We start from the raw sequence: 11,846 nt of genomic DNA, 5'->3' as shown, positions 1-11,846 counted from the left end.
TTGAAATACCCTTGCCCGCCCACATGTAGCAGTCACCGCAAGGTAGCTGCCCGCTGAGGCAGTCCAACTTTCGCGGTACGCCCAGCGTGCCGCACCCGGCCTCGCCGGATTTTACAAACCCGCCGACCATTCATGAGTCGGCAAGTTGGCCATCAATTGTTAGGAGAGATCGACAATGAAGCTTCGTCCTCTGCATGACCGCGTCGTGATCCGTCGCAGCGAAGAAGAGACCAAAACCGCAGGCGGCATCGTGCTGCCGGGTTCGGCCGCCGAGAAGCCGAACCAGGGTGAAGTCGTTGCCGTCGGTACCGGTAAGGTTCTGGATAACGGCGAAGTCCGTCCGCTGGCCGTCAAGGTCGGTGACAAAGTGGTATTCGGCCCATACTCCGGCAGCAACACCGTCAAAGTCGACGGTGAAGACCTGCTGGTAATGGGCGAGAACGAAATCCTCGCTGTCATCGAAGCCTGATTCCCACGAATCTCCGTTTAACCTTCAAGAGTTTGAGGACTGATCAAAATGGCTGCTAAAGAAGTCAAATTTGGCGATTCCGCCCGCAAGAAAATGCTCGTTGGCGTCAACGTACTGGCCGACGCCGTCAAAGCCACCCTCGGCCCGAAAGGTCGTAACGTGGTTCTGGCCAAATCCTTCGGCGCCCCGACCATCACCAAAGACGGTGTGTCGGTTGCCAAGGAAATCGAACTGAAAGACGCCTTCGAAAACATGGGCGCGCAACTGGTCAAAGACGTTGCCTCCAAGGCCAACGACGCTGCCGGTGACGGCACCACCACCGCCACCGTTCTGGCTCAAGCCATCGTCAACGAAGGCCTGAAGTCCGTCGCTGCCGGCATGAACCCGATGGATCTGAAGCGCGGCATCGACAAGGCCACCGCGGCCATCGTCGCTCAGCTGAAAGAGCTGGCCAAGCCGTGCACCGACTCCAAGGCCATCGCCCAGGTCGGCACCATTTCCGCCAACTCCGACAACTCCATCGGTGACATCATCGCCGAAGCGATGAACAAGGTCGGCAAGGAAGGCGTCATCACCGTTGAAGAAGGCTCGGGCCTGGAAAACGAACTGTCCGTCGTAGAAGGCATGCAGTTCGACCGCGGCTACCTGTCGCCGTACTTCATCAACAAGCCGGACACCATGGTCGCCGAGCTGGAAAGCCCGCTGCTGCTGCTGGTCGACAAGAAGATCAGCAACATCCGCGAACTGCTGCCGGTTCTGGAAGCTGTTGCCAAGGCTGGCCGTCCGCTGCTGATCGTGGCTGAGGATGTCGAAGGCGAAGCCCTGGCTACCCTGGTCGTCAACAACATGCGTGGCATCGTCAAGGTCGCAGCCGTCAAGGCACCGGGCTTCGGCGACCGCCGCAAGGCCATGCTGCAGGACATCGCCATCCTGACCGGCGGCACCGTGATCTCCGAAGAAGTCGGCCTGTCCCTGGAAAGCGCCACTCTGGAGCATCTGGGTAATGCCAAGCGCGTCGTCCTGAACAAGGACAACACCACCATCATCGATGGCGCTGGCGCTCAGGTCGACATCGAAGCCCGCGTTGCGCAGATCCGCAAGCAGGTCGAAGAAACCTCTTCCGACTACGACAAAGAGAAGCTGCAAGAGCGTCTGGCCAAGCTGGCCGGCGGTGTTGCCGTGATCAAGGTTGGCGCTGCCACCGAAGTCGAGATGAAAGAGAAGAAAGCCCGCGTTGAAGACGCCCTGCACGCTACCCGCGCTGCCGTGGAAGAAGGCGTGGTACCTGGCGGCGGTGTAGCCCTGGTGCGTGCCCTGCAGGCCATCGAAGGCCTGAAAGGCGACAACGAAGACCAGAACGTCGGTATCGCTCTTCTGCGTCGCGCCGTCGAAGCTCCGCTGCGTCAGATCGTTGCCAACGCCGGCGGCGAGCCGAGCGTAGTGGTCGACAAGGTCAAGCAGGGTTCGGGCAACTTCGGCTTCAACGCCGCGACCGACACCTACGGCGACATGATCGAGATGGGTATTCTCGACCCGGCCAAGGTTACCCGTTCGGCCCTGCAAGCTGCTGCCTCCATTGGCAGCCTGATGATCACCACCGAGGCCATGGTTGCCGAAGCGGCTGACGACAAAGGCCCGGCCATGCCTGATATGGGCGGTATGGGTGGCATGGGTGGCATGGGCGGCATGATGTAAGCCAACCGGCACCCTACGCAGTACCAAGAACCCCGCGCCAGTCGCGGGGTTTTTTTTGGCCTGCCATCCATGGCGGCCACCCTGCGGGCCGTCGCTACGCGACGTTATAAATTTCTCCTGGAAATTTTTTATGCCCGATGAAAAGCGTTACAGGCCGAAAATCCGATGACATTACCGATGGACTCGGGAACGTTGTTTGCTTATGTTTTGTTACAACCCTGAACGACGTAGTCCCCGTTCACGAGACGAGTGCTGCGCAAACCTCCAATAGAAGAACAAAAATATGGCCTTTTGCAGTACGCGCGAGATTCCTCAGCAGGTATTCCAATACTGGTGGCAACAGCAAGGTGATTGGGTCGAAGAGCCCAACGCTCGCCGCGGCGGCAAAAGTGGCGTGCAGCGCCTGCTGGATGAAACCGGCGTGCTCTACGCCAAGAAACAGATCGGCCATATCTACCGCAGCCTGCTGCACCCACAGGGACGCCCGACCGTACTGCGCGAACGCAGTGCATTGCTGGCCCTGGACGCACTCGGCGTGCCCGTTCCCAAGCTGATCTACTGCGGCGTTGAACGCGACCCACAACAGGGCTGGCGGGGCCTGCTGGTGACCGCCGAGCTCGAAGGCTTCATGGACATCCAAAGCTGGTACGCCAAAGGCGGCCGCGAAGCCTGTGGCGAAACCGTACACACCGAGCTGCTGCAACTTGTTGGCGCGACTCTGGCGCGCATGCACCTGGGGCGCTGGCAGCACGGTTGCTTGTATGCCAAACATGTCTTCGTTAACCTTGCCGGCGAAACGCCGCAGGTTGCCCTGCTGGATCTGGAGAAAAGCCGTCGCCGCCTGACACGCGTCCAAGCCGCTCAGCACGACCTGCCTCAACTGCGACGCCACAGCCCTTGGTCCGACGCCGACTGGCAGCAACTGCTACAGGGCTATCGCCAGATCTTCGCCGATGGTGCCAAAGGCCTCGGCACGGCTATTGCCTAAACAAACGACTGCCGGCCCAGGGCCGGTAGTGTTTTTTCCGCAACACCTCGTTCCATCCCCATCACCCCCACCAGGAAGTGGCTCTACCTTGCACCTTTGCGCTGGGTAGCAAACAGAGCTGCAGGCGACTGCAACTGCCAGGGCCGGCTGTTACAGGGGGGCCTTAACGGGCACCTAAGGTTACGTCGATATGTTACCCGCAGCATTGTTGAACCAACCGACAAGGCCTGTGTCCCAGTACAGCCCCGGCTGGTGCCAGCTACGCGCTAAGACCGTTCGTCGCATGAGACGACGACAAGGCAATGGGTGATCTAGGTTTAGCGAACAGCGTTTGGCAGCGCTTTCAAGGGGTTAGCAAAATGAAATTAGAAATAGCACGAGGTTTGTTCTTGGGCCTCGCCCTCAGCGTAACGGCAATCGCCGCCGCAGCCTGGCAGGAGCCCGGCCCACGTGTGCTGGAAGCGCAAGCCTGCACCGCCGCAGAGCCCTGCCCCACCGAGCCTTTGCGCAAGCAAGTGCAGCCCGCCGCCAAACCCGATGCCAACCTGCTGGTGCTGATGTTCGGCCTCAGTGGCGCAATGAAGGGCGAGCACTAAGCCATACCCACGGTCACACCTTCGCCAAGCGGGCTGACCTGCAGCAGCAGGTGGCCCGTCAGGCGCTGCCTCTTGGCGCTCATACCCGTGCAGCTCGATCACCCGCTCTGCTCCTCGATACTTCCAGTACTCGCTCATGCCTCTGGCCCCACAGCCCCCCCTGAAAATGCCCGCATAATGGCGTTTTAGCAGGCTGGTGCTTCAGCAGGCGAAGCAGTTCTTCGCTATTTCCGCTTACGCCCCGCAAGCGGGAGAGGGGAACTGATCGCTGTTCCGTCAGCAATCTCGGTTGGCTGAAAGATTTTCGCGGCTGAAGCCCCCTACAAGAACGCGGCGATACCAGCGACCTTGCCTTCACGCCCCCGCTATCAACCGCTCGATGATCTGCCGTCGCTCAGGATGCTCCGGCACCCGAATGCCAAACTCCTCGCGCAGAACCCTGAGCACCTCATCGACACTCTGCAGTTGCACCCGCTCACTCGCCTGCCCCAGGCGGTGGATGGCGAAGCTGCCGTTGTTCAGCGTTTTGCGCAGGCCTGGCCCGGTGCGGGCGGCGATCATCTGGCCGAGAAAGGGCGGTTCCGGGTGGGTGCACACGTACCAGTTGCCCACCACGCAATCGATATCCGCCACCTTCTGCAGATCGAACAGGTACATCGCCCGCCAGCTGTCCGCCACCAGTGCGCGCAAGGTGTAGGTGTCATCCACCAGCGTCAAACGATAAGGCTCATGCGGCGTGGCCTGCTCGGCCTCACTGTCGAGCAGCAAGGGACCGGTGGGCACCATGCGGCCGAAGCCGACGTCGGTGATGTAGCAAACGCCCCCAGGGTCACCAGCACCAGCATATGGGTACGCGCTGGCAGGGCATCTTCCGGCCCGCCCATGACCACGCGGCCGGTCAGCCCGCGCGCGTCGAAGCCCAATTCCTGCAACAGCAGCAGGTACAGACGGTTGAGTTCGAAGCAGTAACCGCCACGGCCCTGGCGCAGCAGCTTGTCCTGGACCGCGGCGGGTTCGACCTCCACCGGCACGCGCAGCATGCTCGCCAGGGTTTCGAAGGGGAACTCAGCAGTGTGCCGCTCTTGCAGCTCGCGCAGGGTGTCGAGGGTCGGTGGCGGCGCCGACGAGTAACCCAGGCGCCCGAGGTACATGTGTAAATCCAGCATGAATGGCTCGGTCATCGTGCATCTCCCTTTTCTACCTGCCGGCTGTATTACCAGAGGACGTGGACAGACGATATGCAACGAGCGGCATGGCGTGCTCGAATCAGCGCTTTCGCTTTGCGGCAGCCGGCACACACAAACCGGCACAAATGCGCCAATCTATCGCTCACCGCACGAGCTTGCCCGAGGACTCCATGATGCACCTGCGCCATTGCTGCACCCTTTCCCTGTTAATCACCCTGGGCGGCTGCGGCGCCGGTGAGACGGCCGCTACGGCGACGCTCCAGGCTGAGCAGGCCAAACAGGCCCAACAGCAGATGGAGCAGCTCAAGCAGCAGATCGACCAGGCCAATGCGGCGAACACTCGGCGTCTGCAGGAGGCCATCGACCAGGCGCAGTGAACGGCGTCTCCAGCGGAGCGCTGCTTGCAACGAGCAACCTGCTGCCTGACAACAAAAAGGCCGATCTCTTGATCGGCCTTTTCATTCAAAGCAGCAGCTCACTCAGCCATTGCTGGGGAAGGCGAACTGCGCCGCTTCGTGGCTCTTGCGCGCCGGCCAGCGCTGGGTGATGGCCTTCTTGCGGGTGTAGAAGCGCACGCCATCCGGGCCGTAGGCATGCAGGTCGCCGAACAGCGAGCGCTTCCAGCCGCCGAAGCTGTGGTAAGCCACCGGTACCGGCAGCGGCACGTTGACGCCGACCATTCCCACTTCGATCTCGTCGCAGAACAGGCGCGCCGCTTCACCGTCACGGGTGAAGATGCAGGTGCCGTTGCCGTACTCGTGACCGTTGATCAGCTGCATGGCTTCTTCCAGGCTGCCGACGCGGACGATGCACAGCACCGGGCCGAAGATTTCGTCGGTGTAGATGGTCATGTCCGGGGTCACTCGGTCGAACAGGGTGCCGCCGACGAAGAAGCCATTCTCGTTGCCCGGCACCACCAGGTCGCGACCGTCGACCACCAGCTTGGCGCCCTGCGCCACGCCGGCGTCGATGTAGCCCTTGACCTTGTCACGCGCGGCAGCGGTGACCAGCGGGCCCATGTCCAGGCCGCAGGAGGTGCCGGCACCGATCTTCAGCGCCTGGATCTGTGGGACGATCTTCTCGACCAGCGCATCGGCGATCTGGTCACCCACGCATACGGCCACGGAGATGGCCATGCAGCGCTCGCCGCAGGAGCCGTAGGCCGCGCCCATCAGTGCGCTGACGGCGTTGTCTAGGTCGGCATCGGGCATCAACACGGCGTGGTTCTTGGCGCCGCCGAGGGCCTGCACGCGTTTGCCACGCTTGGTGCCTTCGCTGTAGATGTATTCGGCGATCGGGGTCGAGCCGACGAAGCTCAGGGCCTTGACCTCGGGCGCTTCGATCAGCGCATCGACCGCGTCCTTGTCGCCGTTGACCACATTCAGCACGCCCTTGGGCAGGCCGGCCTGGTTCAGCAGTTCGGCGATCAACAGGGTGGAGCTCGGGTCGCGCTCGGATGGCTTCAAAATGAAGCAGTTACCGCAGACGATGGCCAGCGGATACATCCACAGCGGCACCATGGCCGGGAAGTTGAACGGGGTAATTCCTGCCACGACGCCAATGGGTTGCAGATCGGTCCAGGCGTCGATGTTCGGGCCGACGTTGCGGCTGTATTCGCCCTTGAGAATGTCCGGGGCAGCGCAGGCGAACTCGACGTTCTCGATGCCGCGCTTGAGTTCACCGACGGCGTCTTCGAGGGTCTTGCCATGCTCGGCGCTGATCAGTGCGGCGATTTCGTTCTCGTTCTGCTCCAGCAACTCCCTGAAGCGGAACATGATCTGCGCGCGCTTGGCCGGCGGGGTGTTGCGCCAGGCCGGGAAGGCGGCCTTGGCGGCGTCGATGGCCAGTTGCATGGTGGCGCGATCAGCCAGGCCGACGGCGCTGGTGGAGTCGCCGGTGGACGGGTTGTACACCGGGGCGCTGCGACCGTTGCCGGCAACACGCTCGCCGTTGATCAGGTGAGGGATATGGCTCATGGGAAAGCTCCTAGACGTAATTACTGTGGGTAGGAGCCGGCTTGCCGGCGATCCGTTTTACAACATCGCCCGCAAGCGGGCTCCTACAGAAAGGGGTGCGCTCGCTCTTAATCCAGCTTGTTCAGCACGTCGCCGACGGCGTTGAAGACGCGGTCGAGATCTTCCATCTTGGCATTGAAGGTCGGGCCGAACTGCAGGGTGTCGCCACCGAAGCGCACGTAGAAGCCGGCCTTCCACAGGGCCATGCCGGCCTCGAACGGACGGATCACCGCGTCACCGTCACGCGGGGCGATCTGCAGTGCACCAGCCAGGCCGCAGTTGCGGATATCGATGATGTGCTTGGTACCCTTCAGGCCATGCAGCGCGGCCTCGAACTTCGGCGCCAACTCGGCGGACTGCTGGATCAGGTTCTCGCGGTTGAGCAGCTCCAGCGTCGCCAGACCAGCGGCGCAGGCCACCGGGTGCGCCGAGTAGGTGTAGCCGTGGGTGAACTCGATCATGTGCTCCGGCGACGGCTGCTGCATGAAGGTGTTGTAGATCTCGCTGCTGGCGATCACCGCACCCAGCGGGATGGCGCCGTTGGTGATCTGCTTGGCGACGTTCATCAGGTCTGGGGTCACGCCGAAGAACTCCGCGCCGCTCCACTTGCCCATGCGGCCGAAGCCGGTGATGACTTCGTCGAAGATCAGCAGGATATTGTGCTGGGTGCAGATTTCGCGCAGGCGCTGCAGGTAGCCCACCGGCGGCACGAGGGCGCCAGCGGAGCCGGACATCGGCTCGACGATCACCGCGGCGATGTTGGAAGCGTCGTGCAGCTCGATCAGCTTGAGCAGTTCATTGGCCAGTTCCACGCCGCCAGTTTCGGCCATGCCCTTGGTGAAGGCCATGCCCGGCTGCAGCGTGTGCGGCAGGTGGTCGGCGTCCATCAGTTGGCCGTACATCTTACGGTTGCCACCGATGCCGCCCAACGCGGTGCCGGCGATGTTGACGCCGTGGTAGCCACGGGCACGACCGATGAAACGAGTCTTGGAGGCCTGGCCTTTGAGGCGCCAGTAGGCCTTGGCCATCTTCACCGCGGTGTCGGCGCACTCGGAGCCAGAGCCGGTGAAGAACACGTGGTTGAGGTCGCCCGGCATCAGGTCGGCGACCTGCTCGGCCAGCTTGAACGACAGCGCATGGCCGAACTGGAAGCCCGGCGAATAGTCGAGGGTACCGAGTTGCTTGGCCACGGCTTCCTGGATTTCCTTGCGCGAGTGGCCGGCGCCGCAAGTCCACAGGCCGGACAGGCTGTCGTAGACCTTGCGGCCCTGGTCGTCGGTCAGCCAGCTGCCTTCGGCGCCGACGATCAGACGCGGGTCGCGCTGGAAGTTGCGGTTGGCGGAGAACGGCATCCAGTGCGCATCCAGCTTGAGCTGGCTGGCCAGGGACGGGGTTGCAGTCTGCGGCATGTTCATTGGGAGCCTCACTCGGGCAGGCAATCGGGTGTAGGAGCCCGCTTGCGGGCGATGATCGCCGGCAAGCCGGCTCCTACAGGGTAGTTGCCAGCAAAGGTGCCATGGGCATAGAGTCAGTAAAACAGTACTCTTCTTATCTTCAGATCAAGGTTTACTAAACAAATGAGCAGCCGCCGTCCCGATCCGCTGGCCCAGGTCAGCGACTTTGAAATCCGCCTGCTCAAGCTGTTTCGCAGCGTGGTGGAATGCGGCGGTTTTTCCGCAGCCGAGAGCGCCCTGGGCATCGGCCGCTCGGCCATCAGCCAGCAGATGAGCGACCTCGAACAACGCCTTGGCCTGCGCCTGTGCCAACGTGGCCGCGCCGGTTTCGCCCTGACCGAGGAAGGTCGTGAGGTGTACCAGAGCACGCTGCAGTTGCTGGCGGCACTGGAGAGCTTTCGCACCGAGGTCAACGGCCTGCACCAGCACCTGCGCGGCGAACTGAACATCGGCCTGACCGACAACCTGGTGACCATCCCGCACATGCGCATCACCAATGCCCTGGCGCGCCTCAAGGTGCAGGGGCCGGACGTGCGCATCCATATCCGTATGACGCCACCGTCGGAAGTGGAACAGGGCGTGCTCGACGGTCGCCTGCATATCGGCGTGGTGCCGCAGGTCGGCGCCCTTTCCGGCCTGGAGTATCAGCCGCTGTATGACGAGCGCTCGCTGCTGTACTGCGCGGTCGGTCACCCATTGTTCTATGTCGACGACCAACAGCTCGAAGACGACAGGCTCAACGCCCAGGAAGCCATCGCGCCGACCTTCCGCGTACCATCCGAGGTGCAGAGCCACTACCAGGCACTGAACTGCACGGCCAGCGCTTCGGATCGCGAAGGCATGGCCTTTCTCATCCTCACCGGACGTTACATCGGCTACCTGCCGGATCATTACGCCCAGGCATGGGTGCAGCAGGGGCGCTTGCGCGCGCTCAAGGCCAGCAGCCGCTACTACGACATCAACCTGGCAGCGGTCACGCGCAAAGGACGGCGTGCCCATCTGGTACTGGAGAGTTTTCTCGAAGCACTGGCCGATGGCTGAGTGCCAGATGCCGGAAAAGCCCCCACACAGCCGCCTCTCGGGGCAATTGAGCCCTGCCCCAGCGTTTTTCCACGTAGCGCACTTGTCACCCAGGCAATGCTGGGGTATCAGTGCAGGCGCGCCGCTCCCCGATCAGCATGGAATTGCTCTATGACCTTCGAAGTACCCGCCCATCACACCAGCGACAAACCTGCCGGGCGCATTCGCCAGAAGAATGAAGAAGCCATCATCAAGGCCGCCGAGGAAGAGTTCGCCCGCCATGGTTTCAAGGGCACCAGCATGAACACCATCGCGCAGAACGTCGGCCTGCCCAAGGCCAACCTGCACTACTACTTCAACAATAAGCTGGGCCTGTACCTGGCGGTGCTGAGCAATATCCTCGAACTGTGGGACAGCACCTTCAACACCCTGAGCGTCGATGATGATCCGGCCGAGGCGCTGGAGCGCTACATCCGCGCCAAGATGGAGTTTTCCCGGCGCCAGCCGAAGGCTTCGCGCATCTTCGCCATGGAAGTGATCAGCGGCGGCGACTGCCTGTCGCAGTACTTCAACCAGAACTACCTGGACTGGTTCCGTGGCCGCGCCGCCGTGTTCGAAGGCTGGATCGCCGCCGGCAAGATGGACCCGGTCGACCCGATCCACCTGATCTTCCTGCTGTGGAGCAGCACCCAGCATTACGCCGACTTCGCCTCGCAGATCTGCCGTGTTAAGCAGTGCTCGCGCCTGACCAAGGAGGACTTCGAGCAAGCCTCCGATCAACTGGTGCAGATCATCCTCAAGGGCTGCGGCCTGAAGCCCGCCGTCAAAGCCTGATGGCGTTCACCCTGCTCGGCCCCTGCGAATACCGCGAGGAGATTCGCAAGAGCCGTTTCGTCGCCCTCGCCGCACCGGTTGCCAGCGCGGCCGAGGCGCAAGCCTTTATCGACAGCCACAGGGACCTGGCCGCCTCGCACAACTGCTGGGCGTGGAAGGTCGGCAACCAGTACCGCTTCAACGACGACGGCGAACCGGGCGGCACAGCTGGCAGGCCGATCCTCGCCGCCATCGAAGGGCAAGGCTGCGATCAGGTGGTGGTACTGGTGATTCGCTGGTACGGCGGCATTCAACTCGGCACCGGCGGGCTGGCCCGCGCCTACGGCGGCAGCGCAGCCAAGTGCCTGCAAGCTGGCGAGCGCCGTGAACTGGTGCTGCGCCAATCCTTCACCTGCCATTTGCAGTTCGCCGAACTGCCGCTGTTCAAGGCGCGCCTGAGCGAGTTCGACAGCCTGATCGAGAGCGAGAATTACGACGCCACCGGCGCACGCCTGCAACTGGCCGTGGCGCCGGCCGAACATGCGGCGCTGGAACGCTTGCTGGGCGATATCAGCCGTGGACGGGAGCGCCTGAGCGCAGCTGAGTGACCGATTGAGTGCGCTATGCTGACGTGTCCTTTTAATCCCTCAGGAGCCTGACATGACTGCCTCCCGATCCATTCTGATCATCGGCGCCTCACGTGGCCTCGGCCTTGGCCTGACCCGTGAATTCGCCGCCCAGGGCTGGGCCGTGACCGCCACCGTGCGCAGCACCGCGCAACAAGCCCCTCTGCAAGAACTCGGCGTACGCGTGGAACAACTGGAGATGACCGACCCGAATAGCCTCGAGCAGTTGGCCAACCGCCTGAATGATCAGCAGTTCGACGTCATCTTCGTCAATGCCGGCGTGGCGGGCCCCGAGCACCACAGCACCGCACAGGCCAGCGCCGAGGAAATGGGTCAGCTGTTCCTGACCAACGCCGTCGCCCCACTGCGCGTGGCCGAGCGCTTGCTGCCGAACCTGGCCGCCGAACATGGGCTGATTGTGTTCATGAGCTCGATCCTCGGCAGCATCGAGGCAGGTGCCGGCCTGGGCATGCCGCTATATGGCGCCAGCAAGGCCGCGCTCAACCACCTCGTGCAGTGCTTCGTGCGCACTCAGGACAATCCGCAGCTCGGCGTGCTGCTGATGCACCCAGGCTGGGTACGCACCGACATGGGCGGCGCCGACGCCCCGCTGGATATCGACAGCAGTTGCAGGGGCATGGTCGAACAGGTCAGCGCTGCCGTCGGCCGGCCAGGCCTGAGTTATCAGGACTTCGAAGGCAATTCTTTGCCCTGGTAAAAGCGCTCAAACCGGGCCGCTCGCAGAAGCTAGCCCTGGTAGCCGCAAGTAGTGATTTCTGTTGCCCCCGGATTACATCCGAGCAACGGTCGCGACTAAAGCCCCTCCCACAAGAGCAGCAGCTGTTTGTGGGAGGGGCTTTAGCCGCGCACGCGCGAATACGGTGCATTGTGCGCAGCATACGGAGAGACGCGCACCAATGGCAGGCATTGCAGTGCGCTCGGCCATAGGCGAGAGCCCATAAAATGGATTTTCTGACTTACTG

11 protein-coding genes and 1 pseudogene are annotated in these 11,846 nt (G+C 62.6%); 9 read left to right on the top strand and 3 right to left on the bottom strand.

Annotation, left to right across the window (positions count from 1 at the left end; genetic code table 11):
* Positions 1-175: 175 nt before the first annotated feature.
* From DBO86_RS14515 to DBO86_RS14500, 4 genes are all read left to right on the top strand, one after another.
* Positions 176-469, top strand: a complete 294-nt coding sequence (locus tag DBO86_RS14515; protein ID WP_013717065.1) for a co-chaperone GroES — start codon at positions 176-178, stop codon at positions 467-469.
* Between the two features lie 48 nt (positions 470-517).
* Complete coding sequence (gene groL, locus DBO86_RS14510) at positions 518-2,164, top strand: chaperonin GroEL (RefSeq protein WP_108234033.1); 1,647 nt, start codon at positions 518-520, stop codon at positions 2,162-2,164.
* A 283-nt stretch (positions 2,165-2,447) separates the two neighbouring features.
* The gene (locus tag DBO86_RS14505) at positions 2,448-3,152 is read left to right on the top strand and encodes a lipopolysaccharide kinase InaA family protein (protein ID WP_074855282.1); all 705 of its coding nucleotides are present in this window, start codon (positions 2,448-2,450) and stop codon (positions 3,150-3,152) included.
* A gap of 359 nt (positions 3,153-3,511) precedes the next feature.
* Positions 3,512-3,748, top strand: a complete 237-nt coding sequence (locus DBO86_RS14500) for a hypothetical protein (protein WP_074855283.1) — start codon at positions 3,512-3,514, stop codon at positions 3,746-3,748.
* Between the two features lie 354 nt (positions 3,749-4,102).
* Here the strand turns inward: DBO86_RS14500 and DBO86_RS14495 are convergent.
* Positions 4,103-4,929, bottom strand: a pseudogene (locus DBO86_RS14495) (arylamine N-acetyltransferase family protein).
* A 176-nt stretch (positions 4,930-5,105) separates the two neighbouring features.
* Between DBO86_RS14495 and DBO86_RS14490 the strand changes: the two are divergent.
* The gene (locus tag DBO86_RS14490; protein ID WP_169713308.1) at positions 5,106-5,312 is read left to right on the top strand and encodes a hypothetical protein; all 207 of its coding nucleotides are present in this window, start codon (positions 5,106-5,108) and stop codon (positions 5,310-5,312) included.
* Between the two features lie 102 nt (positions 5,313-5,414).
* Here the strand turns inward: DBO86_RS14490 and DBO86_RS14485 are convergent, their stop codons facing one another.
* A complete protein-coding gene (locus DBO86_RS14485; RefSeq protein ID WP_108234032.1) occupies positions 5,415-6,911 on the bottom strand; it encodes a CoA-acylating methylmalonate-semialdehyde dehydrogenase in 1,497 nt (498 codons plus the stop codon).
* Between the two features lie 107 nt (positions 6,912-7,018).
* Positions 7,019-8,365 carry an omega-aminotransferase AptA gene (aptA, locus tag DBO86_RS14480; RefSeq protein ID WP_108234031.1) on the bottom strand — a complete coding sequence of 449 codons (1,347 nt, stop codon included), beginning with the start codon at positions 8,363-8,365 and terminating at the stop codon, positions 7,019-7,021.
* Between the two features lie 162 nt (positions 8,366-8,527).
* On the opposite strand from aptA, the gene DBO86_RS14475 reads away from it, so the two are divergent.
* The 4 genes from DBO86_RS14475 (at position 8,528) to DBO86_RS14460 (ending at position 11,581) form a co-directional block, all read left to right on the top strand.
* Positions 8,528-9,445: a LysR family transcriptional regulator gene (locus tag DBO86_RS14475; protein ID WP_084340245.1), complete on the top strand. Its 918-nt coding sequence runs from the start codon at positions 8,528-8,530 to the stop codon at positions 9,443-9,445.
* Positions 9,446-9,595: 150 nt separating this feature from the next.
* Positions 9,596-10,258: a TetR/AcrR family transcriptional regulator gene (locus DBO86_RS14470; protein ID WP_108234030.1), complete on the top strand. Its 663-nt coding sequence runs from the start codon at positions 9,596-9,598 to the stop codon at positions 10,256-10,258.
* Positions 10,258-10,845: an IMPACT family protein gene (locus tag DBO86_RS14465; protein WP_108234029.1), complete on the top strand. Its 588-nt coding sequence runs from the start codon at positions 10,258-10,260 to the stop codon at positions 10,843-10,845. The genes DBO86_RS14470 and DBO86_RS14465 overlap by 1 nt, the downstream gene beginning before the upstream one ends.
* Positions 10,846-10,897: 52 nt before the next feature.
* Positions 10,898-11,581, top strand: coding sequence for an SDR family oxidoreductase (locus tag DBO86_RS14460; RefSeq protein WP_108234028.1), 684 nt, complete (start codon positions 10,898-10,900; stop codon positions 11,579-11,581).
* Positions 11,582-11,846: the final 265 nt, after the last annotated feature.

Origin of the sequence: Ectopseudomonas oleovorans (assembly GCF_003052605.1) — a bacterium.
In the GTDB taxonomy this organism is placed as follows: domain Bacteria; phylum Pseudomonadota; class Gammaproteobacteria; order Pseudomonadales; family Pseudomonadaceae; genus Aquipseudomonas; species Aquipseudomonas oleovorans_A.
The sequence above is the reverse complement of the archived record's forward strand: the minus strand, read 5'-3'. Positions and strand labels throughout refer to the sequence as shown.